The sequence below is a fragment of the Haloarchaeobius lipolyticus genome (genome assembly GCF_051208015.1).
GTDB lineage: Archaea > Halobacteriota > Halobacteria > Halobacteriales > Natrialbaceae > Haloarchaeobius.
In genome coordinates, this window is sequence record NZ_JBPKGF010000002.1 from 1,283,491 (window position 1) to 1,298,783 (window position 15,293).

The 15,293-nt window shown below is 67.1% G+C and carries 15 protein-coding genes; 9 read left to right on the forward strand and 6 right to left on the reverse strand.

Annotated elements, in window-relative coordinates:
• Position 1 precedes the first annotated feature (1 nt).
• The 3 genes from lpdA (at position 2) to pheA (ending at position 2,709) form a co-directional block, all read left to right on the forward strand.
• On the forward strand, positions 2-1,465 hold the full coding sequence (lpdA, locus tag ACSC1Y_RS09585) for a dihydrolipoyl dehydrogenase (protein ID WP_435334608.1): 1,464 nt from the start codon (positions 2-4) through the stop codon (positions 1,463-1,465).
• 98 nt (positions 1,466-1,563) lie between these two features.
• The gene (locus ACSC1Y_RS09590) at positions 1,564-1,824 is read left to right on the forward strand and encodes a DUF8593 domain-containing protein (RefSeq protein ID WP_435334609.1); all 261 of its coding nucleotides are present in this window, start codon (positions 1,564-1,566) and stop codon (positions 1,822-1,824) included.
• 72 nt (positions 1,825-1,896) lie between these two features.
• Positions 1,897-2,709 carry a prephenate dehydratase gene (gene pheA, locus ACSC1Y_RS09595; RefSeq protein ID WP_435334610.1) on the forward strand — a complete coding sequence of 271 codons (813 nt, stop codon included), beginning with the start codon at positions 1,897-1,899 and terminating at the stop codon, positions 2,707-2,709.
• A 38-nt stretch (positions 2,710-2,747) separates the two neighbouring features.
• Here pheA and ACSC1Y_RS09600 read toward each other — a convergent pair whose 3' ends face one another.
• Positions 2,748-3,503 carry a plastocyanin/azurin family copper-binding protein gene (locus tag ACSC1Y_RS09600; RefSeq protein ID WP_435334611.1) on the reverse strand — a complete coding sequence of 252 codons (756 nt, stop codon included), beginning with the start codon at positions 3,501-3,503 and terminating at the stop codon, positions 2,748-2,750.
• Positions 3,504-3,590: 87 nt separating this feature from the next.
• A complete protein-coding gene (locus tag ACSC1Y_RS09605; RefSeq protein WP_435334612.1) occupies positions 3,591-4,334 on the reverse strand; it encodes a plastocyanin/azurin family copper-binding protein in 744 nt (247 codons plus the stop codon).
• Between the two features lie 113 nt (positions 4,335-4,447).
• Between ACSC1Y_RS09605 and ACSC1Y_RS09610 the strand changes: the two genes are divergently transcribed.
• The 3 genes from ACSC1Y_RS09610 to ACSC1Y_RS09620 all read left to right on the forward strand — a co-directional run bounded on the left by ACSC1Y_RS09610 (position 4,448) and on the right by ACSC1Y_RS09620 (position 5,566).
• Complete coding sequence (locus tag ACSC1Y_RS09610) at positions 4,448-4,798, forward strand: helix-turn-helix domain-containing protein (RefSeq protein WP_435334613.1); 351 nt, start codon at positions 4,448-4,450, stop codon at positions 4,796-4,798.
• A gap of 3 nt (positions 4,799-4,801) precedes the next feature.
• Positions 4,802-5,080 carry a DUF7521 family protein gene (locus ACSC1Y_RS09615; protein ID WP_435334614.1) on the forward strand — a complete coding sequence of 93 codons (279 nt, stop codon included), beginning with the start codon at positions 4,802-4,804 and terminating at the stop codon, positions 5,078-5,080.
• A 72-nt stretch (positions 5,081-5,152) separates the two neighbouring features.
• Entirely contained in the window at positions 5,153-5,566 is a 414-nt protein-coding gene (locus ACSC1Y_RS09620) for an Hsp20/alpha crystallin family protein (RefSeq protein WP_435334655.1), read from the forward strand.
• 47 nt (positions 5,567-5,613) lie between these two features.
• Here the strand turns inward: ACSC1Y_RS09620 and leuS (ACSC1Y_RS09625) are convergent, their stop codons facing one another.
• A complete protein-coding gene (leuS, locus tag ACSC1Y_RS09625) occupies positions 5,614-8,277 on the reverse strand; it encodes a leucine--tRNA ligase (protein ID WP_435334615.1) in 2,664 nt (887 codons plus the stop codon).
• A 131-nt stretch (positions 8,278-8,408) separates the two neighbouring features.
• On the opposite strand from leuS (ACSC1Y_RS09625), the gene leuS (ACSC1Y_RS09630) reads away from it, so the two are divergent.
• The 3 genes from leuS (ACSC1Y_RS09630) to ACSC1Y_RS09640 all read left to right on the forward strand — a co-directional run bounded on the left by leuS (ACSC1Y_RS09630) (position 8,409) and on the right by ACSC1Y_RS09640 (position 12,000).
• Positions 8,409-11,327 carry a leucine--tRNA ligase gene (leuS, locus tag ACSC1Y_RS09630; protein ID WP_435334616.1) on the forward strand — a complete coding sequence of 973 codons (2,919 nt, stop codon included), beginning with the start codon at positions 8,409-8,411 and terminating at the stop codon, positions 11,325-11,327.
• Positions 11,328-11,443: 116 nt separating this feature from the next.
• Complete coding sequence (locus tag ACSC1Y_RS09635; RefSeq protein WP_435334617.1) at positions 11,444-11,707, forward strand: DUF7535 family protein; 264 nt, start codon at positions 11,444-11,446, stop codon at positions 11,705-11,707.
• Positions 11,708-11,763: 56 nt separating this feature from the next.
• Positions 11,764-12,000 carry a DUF7535 family protein gene (locus tag ACSC1Y_RS09640; protein WP_435334618.1) on the forward strand — a complete coding sequence of 79 codons (237 nt, stop codon included), beginning with the start codon at positions 11,764-11,766 and terminating at the stop codon, positions 11,998-12,000.
• A 29-nt stretch (positions 12,001-12,029) separates the two neighbouring features.
• On the opposite strand, the gene ACSC1Y_RS09645 is transcribed toward ACSC1Y_RS09640, so the two are convergent.
• From ACSC1Y_RS09645 to ACSC1Y_RS09655, 3 genes are all read right to left on the reverse strand, one after another.
• A complete protein-coding gene (locus ACSC1Y_RS09645) occupies positions 12,030-13,019 on the reverse strand; it encodes an ornithine cyclodeaminase family protein (RefSeq protein WP_435334619.1) in 990 nt (329 codons plus the stop codon).
• Positions 13,020-13,092: 73 nt separating this feature from the next.
• A complete protein-coding gene (locus ACSC1Y_RS09650; RefSeq protein WP_435334620.1) occupies positions 13,093-13,947 on the reverse strand; it encodes a hypothetical protein in 855 nt (284 codons plus the stop codon).
• Positions 13,948-14,066: 119 nt separating this feature from the next.
• Positions 14,067-14,987 (reverse strand): hypothetical protein, encoded by a 921-nt coding sequence (locus tag ACSC1Y_RS09655; RefSeq protein WP_435334621.1) that lies wholly within the window; start codon positions 14,985-14,987, stop codon positions 14,067-14,069.
• Positions 14,988-15,293: the final 306 nt, after the last annotated feature.

A 15,293-nucleotide genomic window follows, 5' to 3' on the forward strand; every position in this document is an offset into this window, starting at 1 on the left:
CATGGTCGTCGGAGACGTCACGACAGGAACGGACGTACTGATAATCGGCGCCGGCCCCGGCGGCTACGTCGCCGCCATCCGCGCCGGACAGCTCGGCCTCGACGTCACGCTCGTCGAGAAGGACGCCTACGGCGGTGCCTGCCTTAACCGGGGCTGCATCCCGTCGAAGGCGATGATCACGGCCTCCTCGCTCGCCCACGACGCGGGCACCGCCGAGGAGATGGGCATCCACGCCAACCCGGCCGTGGACCTCTCGCAGATGGTCAACTGGAAGGACGGCGTCGTCGACCAGCTGACCGGCGGCGTCGAGAAGCTCTGCAAGGCCAACGGCGTCAACCTCGTCGAGGGGAAGGCGGAGTTCGCCGGCAACGACAAGGTCCGCATCGTCCACGAGGGCGAGGGCCAGGGTTCGGAGTCCATCGAGTACGAACACTGCATCGTCGCGACCGGGTCGCGCCCCATCCAGATACCGAACTTCGAGTTCGACGAGGAGTACGTGCTCTCCTCGAAGGGCGCCCTCGAACTGGACGAGGTCCCGGACGAGATGGTCGTCGTCGGCGCGGGCTACATCGGCATGGAGCTCGCGACCGTCTACGCGAAGCTCGGGACGGACGTCACGGTCGTCGAGATGCTCGACGACGTACTCCCCCCGTACGAGGACGACATCTCGCGCATCGTGCGCAAGCACGCCGAGGACCTCGGCGTCGAGTTCCACTTCGGCTACTCCGCCTCCGACTGGGAGCGGCGCCCCGACGGCCGCGGCATCACGGTGACCGCCAGCCCGGCCGCCACCGACGGCGGTCAGGCAGCCGAGGCCGAGGCCGAAGCGCTCGAACTCGACTGCGACAAGGTGCTCGTCGCGGTCGGCCGCCAGCCGGTCACGGACACGCTCAACCTCGAGGCCGCTGGCATCGAGACGAACGAGAAGGGCTTCCTCGAGACCGACCACGAGGCCCGCGTCGAGGGCACGGACAACGTCTTCGCCATCGGTGACGTCGCCGGCGAGCCGATGCTCGCTCACAAGGCGTCGAAGGAGGGGCAAGTCGCCGCCGAGGTCATCGCCGGCGAACCCGCCGCACTCGACTACGTGGCGATGCCCGCCGCGGTCTTCACCGACCCCGAGATCGGCACCGTCGGCCTGACGAAGCAGCAGGCCGAAGAGCAGGGCTTCGAACCCGTCACCGGCAAGTTCCCGTTCCAGGCCAGCGGACGTGCCCTCTCGACGGGCGAGACCGACGGCTTCGTCCGCATCGTCGCTGACGAGGACTCGGGCTTCCTGCTCGGGGCGCAGATCGTCGGTCCCGAGGCTTCGGAGCTCGTCGCCGAACTGTCGCTCGCCCTCGAGATGGGCGCGACGCTCGAGGACGTGGCCGCGACGGTCCACACCCACCCGACGCTCGCCGAAGCAGTGATGGAGGCCGCCGAGAACGCGCTCGGCCACGCCATCCACACGCTGAATCGGTGAGCAGGACGTTTCCGATTATCCACATTTTTCGAGGGTAGAAGCCCGCTCGTAAGAGATTAGGTCGAGTACTAAGGTGTCCCAGTAGGGAACTCCCAGGTATGAACCGACCGTTCCGTGCGAGCGATGAGGGGAAGCACGTCTTCACGGCGGACGGCGAACTCGTCGGGACCGTCTCCTCGGTCGAGGCCAGCGAGGCGCACGTCGACCTCGACGGCGGTGTTCCCTCTAGCACCGTTCGAAACGCCGTCGCCGAGGACGAGGACGGCAACGCGATAATCGAGCAGCGACACGTCGACGTCGTCGAGGGCGAGCGACTCACGCTCACCTCGCTCGAGACGGATACCAGCCTCGACCACTGACGCGGCGGACCGACGCTGTCACACCACTGTTTCCCCGACGCGCTTTTCCCGACACATCCTGTAGCGGCGTGTATGACAGTCGTCACGCTGGGGCCCGCCGGTACGTACTCGCATCGGGCCGCGAGTGCGGTCGCCGACGGGGACGAGGTGTCGTTCCGCGAGTCGGTGACGAGTATCGTCGAGACCATCGCCGAAGGCGGTGCAGAACGGGGTGTCGTCCCCATCGAGAACAGCATCGAGGGGAGCGTCTCGGAGACGCTCGACGCGCTCGCGAGCTACGACGTGGCCGTCTGCCAGGAGGTCGTCACGCCCATCCGCCACGCGCTGCTGGCACAGGACGAGACGTTCGAGACGGTCGCGAGTCACCCACAGGCGCTCGCCCAGTGCCGGGAGTATCTGGACAGGGAGTATCCCGACGTCGCGCGGGAACCGGTCGCGAGCACGGCCCAGGGGGTCGAACGTGCCCGTGAAGACCCGAGCGTCGCCGCTATCGCCCACCCCGGGACGGCGGACGAGACGGTCGCGGTGCTGGCGTCGGACATCCAGGACCGGAACTCGAACGCGACGCGGTTCTTCGTCGTCGCGGCCCCGGACGCACGCTCCGAGGCGGGCGGGAAGACCTCGCTCGTGGTCTACCCGGACACGAACTATCCGGGACTGCTTCTCCGCCTGCTCGAACCGTTCGCAGAGCGCGACATCAACCTGAGCCGTGTCGAGTCACGCCCCTCGGGAGAGCGACTCGGGGACTACGTCTTCCACATCGACATCGAGTCGGGGCTGTACGAGGAGCGGACGAAGGAGGCCATCGCGGCGCTGGAGGAGACGGTCCCGGAGGGCTGGGTGCGCGTCCTCGGCAGTTACGACGTTCGGCACGTACTGGAGTGATAGTGGGGTAACCGCTGGTCGGCGGTAGAGACGCGACCTCAGCTGTGGTCGTGGTCGTCGTCGGAGGTGTTCGTTTTCGTCTCTCCGTCGTCGGTGTGGTGGTCGTCGTCCGAGTGGTTTTCGTCGTCAGAGTGCGTTTCGTCCTCGGAGTGACCGTCGCCACCGTGTCCCGAGAGCGCCTTCTTCACCGTCTCGTTGCGCTTCTCGATGGCGGCACCGGCGTCGCCCGGGAGGTCGGACTGCGGCGGTGCGAGCCCGGGCTGGCCTTCGGGGCTCGGCTCGCCGACGATGACGCTACCTATCATCCCCAGCCCGTGGTGGGGCGTGCAGTAATAGTCGTAGACGCCTTCGGTCTCGAAGCTGTGCTCGAACGTCGCGCCCTCCTCCGTGAGGACGCCGCTGTCGAACGACTTCGCACCCTCGGGGATGCGACGGGGCTGGCCGTTCTCCTCGGTGTAGGCCGTCGCGGAGTGGTTCCCGCTGTCCATGACGAACGTGACGGTACCGCCTTTCTCGACCCAGACGACGTGCGGGGAGTAGTGGTTGCTCCCGCCGGACCCCTGTATCATCTTCACCTCGGCCGTGGCGGACGGACCGTCGGGGACGTCGCCGCCGTGGTCGTGGCCGTCGCCGCCGTCGGTTTCGGTGTCGTTCTGGTCGGTTTCGGTATCGTCCTGGTCGGTCTCGGTGTCCGTTCCCTCGTCATCGCCGCCGAGACAGCCGGCGAGGCCGAGGAGGGAACCGGCGGTGGCGAGTCGAAGCAGTGACCGTCGTGTCGTGTCGGTAGGGACCATCGTGTCGTTGTACACGATACGACGGCAATAGATTAGTGCATTCCGACGAACAGGTCGGAGAACGATGGTCGTCTCCGATACGGGTCATCAGTGATCGTGGCCGTCGGTGGTGGTTCCGTTCGTCGTTTCCTCGCCGTTAGAGTGGCTCGTCTCGTCCGAATGGCCGTCGCTGCTGTCGCCCGAGAGTGCCGTCTCGACCTTCTCGTTCAGCTCGGTTATCTTCTTCTGGGCCTTCTCCGGCAGGGAGCTCTGGGGCTTCGCCAGGCCAGGCTGGCCGTCTGGTGCGGGTTCGCCGACGATGACGCTGCCGATCATCCCCATCGCGTGGTGGGGGATGCAGAAGTAGTCGTAGACGCCTTCGGTCTCGAAGGTGTGTTCGAACGTCGCACCCGACTCCGAGAGAGTGCCGCTGTCGAACGATTTCGCGCCCTCGGGGATGCGGCCGGGTTTGTCGTTCTCCTGGGTATAGGCCGTTACCGAGTGGGCGCCACTCTCCAGTTCGAACGTGACGGTCGCACCCTTCTCGACCCAGACGACGTGGGGCTCGAAGTGGTTGCCCGAGTCGGTGGTCTTCATCGTCACCGTGGCTTCCGACTTCGGGCCGTCGAGTTCCGAGCCATGGCCGTGGCCGTCACCGCCGTGCCCATCGTCGGTCTCCTTGCTCGACCCGTCGCCGGCCGTCGTCTCTTCGCCGCCGGTGGTGGTCGTGGTGGTCGTTTCCGTCTTCTCTCCTGTGCTCTGGCTACCGAGACAGCCAGCGAGCGCGAGCAGTGCTGTGCCTCCGGCGGTGCGGAGGACGGTTCGTCGGGTCGGGGATTCGCTATCGTTCATCGGAAGTCGCCTCTCTCTGGGGGTTGCTGGTCGTGGAAGAAGGGGGTTGCGACGGTTCGCAGCGGGTGCAAAATAGGGCCTCCTTTTAGGTTCGGTACACGAAAGGCGATACCGTGGCCGACGAGCAGGACGCCGAGGCAGTGCTCGCACTGCTCGGTGACGCGACCGTTCGCACCATCCTCGCCGCCGCGAGCCGTGAGGCGCTCTCGGCGAAGGAACTCGGCGCGGTGTGCGATACGTCGGTGTCGACCGTCTACCGGCGGGTCGACGAACTCGTCGACCACGAACTGCTCGTCGAACGAACGCGAATCGAGGACGGCGGAACTCACGTGAGCGTCTACGAGACCGCGGTACGGGGGTTCGACGTCGGGCTCGAAGACGGTGCCTGGGCCGTCGAACCGAACCGGCGGGAGGACGCCGCTGGTCGCTTCACCAACATCTGGGAGGACATCCGGAGGTCGTAACACATGCACATCGGACTCGTCATCGCAAAGCTCGTCACCGTGGTTCTCGGACTGCTCGTCTCCTACCAGGCGTACCGGGGGTACCGGACCCACGGGAGCGAACCCATGCTGTACGTCGCCATCGGGTTCGTCTTCGTCAGCGTGGGCGCCGTCATCGAAGGAGTGCTGTTCGACGTCCTCGGCTGGTCCATCTTCGTGGCCGGTGCAGTTCAGACCGCCGCCGTCGCCGTCGGTCTGTTGTTCGTCCTGTACTCGCTGTACGGGATACGTTCGACTCGGTGAAGAACCAGTCTACCGACCGACACCGTCTCCCGGAGTCGCCTTTATGGTGTCAGAACGAGTACTTCTTTCATGATGCGACGAAATCCGTTCGAAGAGATTGAGGACATGTTCGACCGAATGGGCCGCCAGTTCGAGTCCGGACCGGGGATGAGATCGTTCCAGAGCGTCCCCATCGACCTGCAGGACCTGGGCGACGCGTACGAACTCGCCGCGGACCTGCCGGGCTACCGGAGCGACGATATCGACCTCACCTTCTCGGACGGGTCCCTCAACATCGACGCCACACGGGAGGAGACCGAGGACGAGGCGGACGGGGGTCGGTACGTCCACCGAGAGCGCCGCGAGTCGGTCAGCCGGCGCGTCCGCATCCCCGAACCCGTCGACGAATCCGGTATCTCGGCTTCGTACAACAACGGGACGCTGACGGTGAAGCTGCCGAAGGAAGAGCAGACCGAAGACGAAGGGCACCGTATCAACATCGAGTGACGGCACGGCGGTCGAGTGACCGACACCGAGTCGGTCCCGCGGCGACGTTAGTTCTCGTGAATCTGGATGGCCGGTCGGCCCGGACGCGCCTTCTTCGACACGCTGTCGTCGGCCTCGTCGGCTGATAGCACGCTGACCGGCGCCTCGAACTCGTCCTCGACGAGCCACGCGGCCCGCTCGAGGACCGCGCGTTCGCGGTCCGGCGAGAGCGCCTCGGCGAGGCCGGGATGCTCCGCGGCGAGGTCCTTCGCGAAGTCGGCCGCGGCGGAGCCCTGCTGGCGGAGTTCCTCGTCACGCATCACGGTGCCGACCACGTCGTCGTCGGCGTCGATGGCCAGTTCGAGCGCCCGGTGCTTCCACTGGGGTGCGACGACCACGTCGATGCTGGTCGGGTCCTCGATGCCCGCCACGTCGATTATCTGGCGCACGTCGTCGCGAGTGTTCTCGACCAGCGTGCGCTCTCGCTCGTGGTCGGAGACGTCGCTCTCCGGGGCCGGCCAGTCGGCGGTGGCGACGAACTCGGCGTCGTCACCGACGAGTTCGGTCCAGGCCTCCTCGCAGACGTGGGGCGCGACGGGAGCCAGCAGCTTGATCGCGGTCTCGACGCCGCGGGCGAGGACGCCCGGGTCGGCGTCGTCGCGGGTGCGGTACCGGACCAGCAGCGTGACGAGTTCGTCCACCTCGCGGACCGCGAGGTTGAACGTCATCTCCTCGAACTCGGCGGCCGCGGCGTCGATGGTCGCGTCTATCTCGCGGTCGACGTAGGCCGCGGCGGGCGAGTCGGTGTCGGGTGTAGCGCCGTGGTCGACGTCGCTCGCCAGCCGGTAGAGTCGCTGAAGGAACTCGTGACTGGAGCGGACGCCCTCCTCGCTCCACGGGAAGTCCTTGTCGGGTCGGGCGGCCCGGAGGACGAACAGCCGGGCGGTGTCGGCACCGTACTCCTCGACGATGCGCTCGGGGGAGACGCCGTTGCCCTTCGACTTGGACATCTTCGCGCCGTCCTCACCGAGCACCATCCCCTGCGTGACCAGCGTCTCGAACGGCTCGCGGTGGTCGAGCATGTCGAGGTCCGCGAGCGCCTTCGTGACGAACCGGGAGTAGAGCAGGTGCATCACGGCGTGTTCGACGCCGCCGACGTACTCGTCGACCGGCATCCAGTCGTTCGCCCGCCCGGTGTCGAACGGGGCGTCCAGCAGGTCGGGCGAGATGAAGCGCAGGAAGTACCACGAGGAGTCGACGAAGGTGTCCATCGTGTCCGTCTCGCGCTGGGCGTCGCCGCCACACTCGGGACAGTCGGTGTGCTTCCACTCCTCTGCGGCGTCCAGCGGGTTGCCCGTGGTGTGGACGAACTCTGGCAGTTCGACCGGCAGGTCCTCGTCGGGGACCGATACCGGGCCACAGTCGGTGCAGTGGACGATGGGTATCGGGGTTCCCCAGTAGCGCTGCCGGGAGACGCCCCAGTCGCGCAGCTGGTACTGGACGGTCGACTCGGCGCCGGGCAGGTCGGCGGTGAGCGACTCGCGGGCCTCGGCACTGGCGAGGCCGTCGTACTCGCCGGAGTTGACGAGAACGCCGTCCTCGGTGTACGCGGCCTCCTGAACGTCGACCTCCGCCGCCGCGGCGTCGTCCGCAGGTTCGATGACCTGCCGGATGTCGATATCGTGTGACTGGGCGAAGGCGTGGTCGCGCTCGTCGTGAGCGGGGACGGCCATCAGCGCGCCCGTCCCGACGTCGCTCAGGACGAAGTCGGCGACGTAGACGGGGAGCTCCTCGCCGGTCGCGGGGTTCGTCGCGGTGAGGTCCGTCTCGACGCCCTGCGGCTCGTCGCCCTCTGGGTCTGCGACTTCCTCGACGAAGTGAGCTACGTCGGCATCGCGCACGGCGGCCGCCTCGGCCAGCGGGTGGTCGGGAGCCAGGGCGAAGTAGGTCGCGCCGTGGATGGTGTCGAGTCGGGTCGTGAACGCGGTCACGTCCTGCTCGCCGTCGGGCGTCTGGATGGTGAACGGTATCTCGGCACCCTCGGTGCGACCGATCCAGTTGCGCTGCATGTCCCGGACGTTCGTCGGCCAGCCGTCGAGCTCGTCGATGCAGTCGAGCAGCTCGTCGGCGTACTCGGTGATGCGGAAGAACCACTGGTCGAGCTCGCGCTCGCTGACCGGGGTGTCACACCGCCAGCAGCGCTCGTCGTCCCCCTCGACCTGCTCGTCCGCCAGGACGGTCTCGCAGGAGGGACACCAGTTGACCTCGCTGGCTTTCTGCTCGACGAGGCCGGCGTCGTCGAAGCGGGAGAAGAGCCACTGGTTCCAGCGGTAGTAGTCGGGGTCGCAGGTCTTCACCTCGCGCTCCCAGTCGTAGCCGAAGCCCAGCGACTCGAACTGGTCGCGCATCTGTTCGATGCAGCGCTCGGTCCACTCGCGGGGGTTCGTGTCCCGCTCGTTCGCCGCGTTCTCGGCGGGAAGCCCGAAGGAGTCCCAGCCCATCGGGTGCAGTACCGTTTCCCCCTGCATCCGCTTGTAGCGGGCGTAGGCGTCCGTGATGGCGTAGTTCCGGACGTGGCCCATGTGCAGCTGCCCCGACGTGTACGGGAACATCGCGAGGACGTACTCCGGGTCCGCGGCGTCGTCGGGCACCCTGAAGACGTCCGCGTCGTCCCATTCCTCCTGCCATCGTCGCTCGATTCGTGTGTGGTCGAACCCCTGCTGTCGCTGCATGGATGTCTCGTTGCGTGAGTCGACGGCATGCAGCGTGAAAGGCTTTTCAATCCGACAGCGCGCCGGTACCGACCGACGGTGGCGGGGTGCCCGTGACTGCTTTTTTGTCGTCTCCGCGCGAATCCGCGCCCATGGAGTACGACCCGCAGTCGCTCGAGTCCGAGTGGCGGGACCGCTGGCGTGCGGAGGGGCGGTACGAGGCGGAGCCGGACCCCGACGGCGACGAGGAGTCGACGTTCGTCACGGTTCCCTACCCGTACCCGAGCGGCGGGATGCACATCGGGCACGCCCGGACCTACACGGTGCCGGACGTCTACGCCCGCTACCGACGACAGCAGGGCGACAACGTCCTGTTCCCCATCGCCTGGCACGTCACGGGGACACCCATCATCGGGGCCGTCGAGCGCCTCAAGAAGCGCGAACCGAAGCAGCTCGACGTCCTGACGAACACGTACAACGTCTCCGAGGACACGCTGTCGGAGCTGGAGACGCCGATGGGTTTCGCCCGGCACTTCATCGAGGAGCACTACAAGAAGGGGATGCGACAGCTGGGACTGTCGGTCGACTGGCGGCGCGAGTTCACGACGAACGACGAGCGCTACTCGAAGTTCATCACCTGGCAGTACGAGACGCTGCGAGAACGCGGCCTGCTGGAGAAGGGTCTGCACCCGGTCAAGTACTGCACCGAGGAGCGCCAGCCGGTGACGACCCACGACCTGTTGGAGGGCGAGGAGGCCGAGTTCCAGGAGTACACGCTCGTCAAGTTCGGTGCCGAGATCGACGACGCAGCTGTCTCCGTGCCGATGGCGACCCTGCGACCGGAGACGGTCCGTGGCGTGACGAACGCCTTCGTCGACCCCGAGGCCGACTACGTCGTCGCCGAGGTCGACGACGAGCTCTGGTTCGTCTCCGCACGGGCGGCAGAGAAGCTGCGGCTGCAGGGCCACGAGGTCGAGCTCCGGTACGAGTACGAGGGCGCGGACCTCGTCGGAACCCGTGTCGAGAACCCCGTCACGGGCGACGAGGTTCTCGTCCTGCCCGCCGGCTTCGTCGACGCGGACAACGCGACGGGCGTCGTGATGTCGGTCCCGGCACACTCGCCGGACGACTATCTGGCGCTACAGGAGGCGAAAGCCGCGGCCGAGGCCGGGGAGATGACCGAGTACGGCATCGACCCCGACGAGGTCGAAGCCATCGAGCCGGTCCCGATCCTCGAGATAGAGGGCTACGGCGACATCCCCGCGAAGCACGCCGTCGAGGAGGCCGGCATCACGTCCAGTCAGGACCCCGACCTGCACGACGTGACGAACGACCTGTACAACGCGGAGTTCAACTCGGGGACCCTGCTCGACGCCTACGGCGAGTTCGCCGGCGGGGTCGTCCGGGACGTCCGGGACGAGTTCAAGGCCGAGTACGTCGAGTCGGGCGCGTTCGCCACGATGCAGGAGTTCTCCGAGGAGGTCGTCTGTCGCTGTGGCGGAAGCGTCGAGGTCGCCAAACAGGACACGTGGTTCCTCCGCTACGACGACGCGGAGTGGAAGCAGAAGGCCCACGACGCCATCGCACAGCTTGACGCCATCCCGGAGAACACTCGCGAGCAGTACGACCACACCGTCGACTGGCTGAACGAGTGGCCGTGCATCCGGAACTACGGGCTCGGAACCCGCCTGCCGTGGGACACCGACTTCGTCATCGAGCCGCTGTCGGACTCGACCATCTACATGGCGTACTACACCATCGCCCACCGGCTGGAGGACGTGGACCCCGAGGAGATGGACCGGGAGTTCTTCGACACGCTGTTCTATGGGAGCGAGGCGCAACGCGCCTCGGAAGATTCGAGCGGCGACGGGACGGAGCCGCGAGAAGCGGTCGACGAGCCGAACGAGACGGCGCTGGAACTCCGCGAGGAGTGGGACTACTGGTACCCGGTCGACTACCGCTGCTCCGGCAACGACCTCGTCAACAATCACCTGACGTTCTACCTGTTCCACCACGCCGAGCTGTTCGACCAGCCGCAGTGGCCCGAGGGAATCACCGTGATGGGGATGGGGCTGCTGGAGGGCCAGAAGATGTCATCCTCGAAGGGCCACGTCGTTCTCCCGGGCGAGGCCATCGAGAGGTACGGTGCCGACACCGTCCGGTTCTTCCTGATGAACTCGGCCGAGCCGTGGCAGGACTACGACTGGCGGGCCGACCAGGTGTCGAGCACCCGCGACCAGCTCGACCGCTTCTGGCGGCGCGCCGAGGCGGTCATCGAGCGGACCGAGGGCGAGCGCGACCTCGAACGCGAGGACCGCTGGCTGCTCTCGAAGCTGCAGGACACGGTCGAGACCGTGACCGAGGCGATGGAGCGCTTCGAGACCCGAACCGCGAGTCAGGCCGCCTTCTACGACTTCGAGGAGGACCTGCGCTGGTACCGCCGCCGGACCGACACCGACCGGAAGGGTGCCCGCTGGACGCTCCGAACCGTGCTGGAGACGCGCCTGCGTCTGCTGGCGCCGTTCGTGCCGTTCCTCGCGAACGAACTCCACGAGCGCCTGACCGGGGCCCCCGCCGAGGACGCGCCGTGGCCCGAAGTCGACGAGAGCCTGCGCTCGGCGCGCGCGGAGGCCGAGGAGACGCTCGTGAAGGGCCTGACGGCGGACATCCGCGACATCGTCGACGTGACGGATACGGACCCGGAGACGGTCCGGGTCTACGTCGCCGCCGACTGGAAGCGCGACGTGTTCGAGACGGTCCGCGAGGTCGGCCCGAACGTCGGGACGGTCATGGGCACTGTCATGGAGGACCCCGCCCTGCGCGAGAAGGGCGACCAGGTCAACGAGCTCGTGCAGGACCTGACCGAACTCGTCCGCGAGCGCGACGAGGAGACGCTCCGGCTGCTGGCGGACGTGAACGAGGACGAGGTCTACGGGGACGTCGCCGGCTTCCTCGGCCGCGAGTTCGACGCAGCGGTCGAGATCTACGTCGAGGGCAGTGACGACGTGGTCGACCCGGCCGGAAAGGCCGGCCGGGCGTTGCCGTATCGGCCCGCGATCCACCTCGAGTGACCCTGCGCGTGGCGGAGAGTGGTTCACCGGTGTAGAATCTTCGCCTCACCCCCGCCTCACCCACCACCGATTCCACGGACCGGTGAGGGTATCTCGTCTGGTGCCCTACACGTTACATGGTATCGTCGCACACACCGACTCCCGTCCTGCCAGCTGCCGAGTCCCGGAGCGTCACGCCGTCGTCGAAGACACACGAAGACGTCGCGATGAACTCCGTCGGCTGGGCAGCGTTCCTGCTCATCGGCCTCCTGCTCCTGCCGCTCCTGCCGGCGCTGGCCGTCGTCTGGCTCGGAACGAAGCTGTTCGGGACCACCGCACAGGCCCGCGACGGACGCACTTCGGAACCGGTTTCCCGAGTTCCGGACCCGCTCTCTCGGTGAGCCGTCTCACCGAGGACTCACGTATCAGCTATCTCATTGCGGCCCCTACTGGACGCATGTCACCGCCTGAATCCGATGAATCGGCCCCGACACCCGCGCCAGCGGCGAAGCGACTGCTCCGGACGGTCACCGCGCCGGTCCGGCCGCATCCGGACGCCGACATGTCGCTCATCGGCTGGGTGATGTTCGCCCTGCTGTTGCTGCTGCTACTGCCGGTGCTGCCGGTACTGGCGCTCGTGTGGGTAGTGTCGAAGATGATGGACGCCCTCCAGCGGGGCGGGCGTCCGACGTAGAACGGTCAGTTCGCTCGAAGCGCGCCGGCTCAGTTGAGGCCGAGCAGGTCGAACGGCGTGCCGTTGTCGTTCTCGTCGGCGTGCTCGTAGACGACGTGGGCCGTGGCCACGTCCTGGATCGCGAGGCCGGTCGAGTCGAAGACGCTCACGCCGTCGTCGCCGGTGCGGCCCTCCTTGGACCCGGTGACGATCTGGCCGATTTCGCCGTAGATGTCGTCGTCGTCGAGGACGCCCTCGTGGAACGGGACGTTGATCTCGCCGGAGTGGGTGCACTGCTTGTAGTCGTCGATGACGAGCTTCGCGTTCAGGAGAACCTCGTCAGCGAGTTCGTGCTTGCCCTCCGCGTCGGCGCCCATCGCGTTGATGTGGGTGTGCTCGCCGAGGTCGTCGGCGGAGACGATGGGCGATTCGACGGGCGTGACCGTCGAGAGCACGTCACAGGAGGCAGCCTCCGCGATGGAGCCCGAGCGGACGTCGAACTCGTCGTCGTAGCGGTCGATGAACGCCTGGACGGCCTCGTCGTTCAGGTCGCTGACGATGACGGTCTCGATGTCGCGAACCTGTGAGATGGCGTCGAGCTGGGTGTAGGACTGGACGCCAGCGCCGACGATACCGAGCGAGGAAGCATCCTCGACGGCGAGGTGGTCGGTCGCGACGGCGGCCGCAGCGCCGGTGCGCTTCATCGTGAGCTCGGTCCCGTCCATGATGGCGAGCGGGAACGCGGTCTCAGGGTCCGAGTATATCATCGTCCCCATGACTGTGGGGAGGTCGAAGTCTGCGGGGTTGTTCGGGTGGACGTTGACCCACTTGATGCCGGCGGCGTCCCAGTCGTCGGCCAGGAGGTATGCGGGCATCGACCGGAAGTCGCCGTCGTACTGCGGCAGGTCGATGTACGATTTGGCGGGCATCTGTGCGTCACCGCGCTCGTAGGCCGCGAAGGCGTCCTCGACCGCCTGGATGACGTCGGGCATCTGGGCGTTCTCGTCCACGTCGTCGCTGCTCAGAAGGAGCGTCTGCATTGGCCGCAATTTTCCGGGGAACCCACTTAGTTAAATCGAAACATCGTTTGTCGCGAGCGGGCGGGAGAGCGCCTCAGTTGCCGCCGTCGCCGAGGGAGACGCTCGCACGTTCGCGCGCACCGACCGCGTACAGGACGAGGTCCATCTCGTTCTCCTCCTCGTCGTTCGCTTTCGCAGTGAGTTCGACCTCGCGCGTCTCCGAGCCACCCGCCGCGAACTGGAGTTCGAAGAGTTTCGGCTCGGGGCCGTTCAGGGCGCCGTGGAAGACGCCGGCGGTCCCGTTCGTGTTCTCGATGTCGAACGAGACGGTCACCGTGTCGCCGGGGGATGCGGACTCCGGGGCCGAGAAGTTCGAGACGTCGTACTCGGCGATGGGCTTCTGCAGGGAGCTACGGGTCGATTCGGGTAGTCGCGTCCGGACGGTCTCGCCGCCGACGCTGAGGGAGACGACGTGGTCGCCCTTCAGCGGCGCAGGGACCGCGAAGCCGATCCAGCCGCTTCCGCGCTCGGGCGTGTAGGGTGCCTTCGCCGTCGGATTGCGGGCGGGGACGACGCCGTCGTAGGCCGTCCAGGCGCGGGCGGAGGAGTCGCCGGCCTCGAACGTGAAGTCCTCGAGCTTCGGCGCGACGTCGCCGGTCGAGTCGACCGTGAGGAACACGAACCGCTTCCCGTTGACGGCCATGACGGCGATGGTCTCCTCGGAGAGTGCGGCGAAGTAGGAGTCCTGGACCGCGGGCTTCGAGAGGCTCACCTCCGCGTTCCCGGCGGCGAGCGGCTGGTCGAACGACTGGACGGCCGGGCCCGAAGGCGTGTCCGTTCCGTCGCTTCGTTTCGACCCGTTCGACTCGTCGTCGTTCGACCCTCCGAAGCAACCTGCTGTCGCGATGGCGGTACCGACTGCGGCGAGGTACGTACGGCGGCGTTGCACGACTTGCCTATACTCGACCGGCCATAAATGCTTTCTACATCTGTGTCGTGAGGCATCCGAGACCGCCGGGTTACGGGCGTCAGACGTGCGGCTGACGAATTCCTCGCGAGGGCCGCCGGTCAGTTCTCGGTCGTCGTCCCGTCGGAGTCGACCGTGACGGTCTGGCGGTGGTCGACGCCGGGGGCGACGACGTGGAGGCGCACCTCCGACGCGGTCGACCCACCGCGGTCGGTCGGTATCGACTCCGCGAGTGTCGTCGACTTCCCGGCTCCGAGGTCCGCCTCGACGCGGTGGGGCGCGTACATCGGTCCGACCTCGTTCACGACGACCCGGGCGGTTCCTCGCCCGTCGCCCTCGTTCGTCACGGGCAGTTCGACCTTGATGGGGTCGTTCGGCCCGACCGAGTCCGGGATGGAGACGTCGCCGAAGGCGAAGTCCGGGGACGGGACGGCCAGTCCGTCGGCGACGAAGTTCGGGAGCGCGACCTCGGCGGTGGCCTCCCCCTGTTCGATGCGGATGCGGAGAGTCTCGCCAGAGAGGGGAGCCGGCACGTCCGTAGCGAGCCAGCCGGCGCCCTCCTCTCGCGTGTAGTACTGTCCGTTCCCGGCAGCGACAGGGGAATCGTACGAGTCGCGGTCGGCGAGGCTCGTAGTGAGGTCGTACGTCTCGTCGCCGACGCGAACGTCGAACGAGTCGGGACCGGGGGCGTCGCCCTCGGTGACACGGACGCCGACGAAGAAGAACTGGCCGTCGGCGGCTTCTACTCCCATCGTGTCCGGACTCGTGAGGTGGAAGTACGAATGCTGGGTCGTCGCACTCGTGAGCTCGAGGGTTGTGTCGCCGAGGGTCACCGGTTCGGCGAACCCGCCGCCGGTGTTCTTCGGGGTCGTCCCGGTCGTCCCCGAGTCGATGGTCTGACTGTTCGTGTCGTGGTAGGTCTTCGTGCCGGTGCTGGTCCCGGGCGAGTCGTCGCCCGCGAGGCAGCCGGCGGACGCCGCAAGTCCGGTTGCGAGACTCGCGAGGAGGGAACGTCGTCGCATATCCGGGACGAATGGCCGTTCCGGTAAATACTTTCTACTGAATGAAATGTATTTTTCACCGTCAGGAGTGTACGCGGTATCCGTCGTTCTCTATCGAATCCCGCCAGCAACCGCGGCGTGCGACGACGGGGATGGCACTGTCGCTGCTCGATTCGGCGTCGAAAGAAGATCGTCGGTCAGCAGGCGATTCGGTGGGTCGGTGGATGGGGGATGTGAATTATCTACCCGAACTTCACTGGCTCACGGCGACTGCGTCGCCGTTCGCCCTCCCGAGGTGCGGCGAAGCCACACCTCGCTTACATCGGC

What these genes read in the sequence shown, in the direction of transcription:
- lpdA (WP_435334608.1), top strand. Translation starts at nt 2, where the DNA reads ATGGTCGTCGGAGACGTCACGACAGGAACGGACGTACTGATAATCGGC.
- ACSC1Y_RS09590 (WP_435334609.1), top strand. Translation starts at nt 1,564, where the DNA reads ATGAACCGACCGTTCCGTGCGAGCGATGAGGGGAAGCACGTCTTCACG.
- ACSC1Y_RS09645 (WP_435334619.1), bottom strand. Translation starts at nt 13,019, where the DNA reads ATGCAGACGCTCCTTCTGAGCAGCGACGACGTGGACGAGAACGCCCAG.
- leuS (WP_435334615.1), bottom strand. Translation starts at nt 8,277, where the DNA reads ATGCAGCGACAGCAGGGGTTCGACCACACACGAATCGAGCGACGATGG.
- ACSC1Y_RS09655 (WP_435334621.1), bottom strand. Translation starts at nt 14,987, where the DNA reads ATGCGACGACGTTCCCTCCTCGCGAGTCTCGCAACCGGACTTGCGGCG.
- pheA (WP_435334610.1), top strand. Translation starts at nt 1,897, where the DNA reads ATGACAGTCGTCACGCTGGGGCCCGCCGGTACGTACTCGCATCGGGCC.
- ACSC1Y_RS09605 (WP_435334612.1), bottom strand. Translation starts at nt 4,334, where the DNA reads ATGAACGATAGCGAATCCCCGACCCGACGAACCGTCCTCCGCACCGCC.
- ACSC1Y_RS09620 (WP_435334655.1), top strand. Translation starts at nt 5,153, where the DNA reads ATGCGACGAAATCCGTTCGAAGAGATTGAGGACATGTTCGACCGAATG.
- leuS (WP_435334616.1), top strand. Translation starts at nt 8,409, where the DNA reads ATGGAGTACGACCCGCAGTCGCTCGAGTCCGAGTGGCGGGACCGCTGG.
- ACSC1Y_RS09615 (WP_435334614.1), top strand. Translation starts at nt 4,802, where the DNA reads ATGCACATCGGACTCGTCATCGCAAAGCTCGTCACCGTGGTTCTCGGA.
- ACSC1Y_RS09635 (WP_435334617.1), top strand. Translation starts at nt 11,444, where the DNA reads ATGGTATCGTCGCACACACCGACTCCCGTCCTGCCAGCTGCCGAGTCC.
- ACSC1Y_RS09600 (WP_435334611.1), bottom strand. Translation starts at nt 3,503, where the DNA reads ATGGTCCCTACCGACACGACACGACGGTCACTGCTTCGACTCGCCACC.
- ACSC1Y_RS09640 (WP_435334618.1), top strand. Translation starts at nt 11,764, where the DNA reads ATGTCACCGCCTGAATCCGATGAATCGGCCCCGACACCCGCGCCAGCG.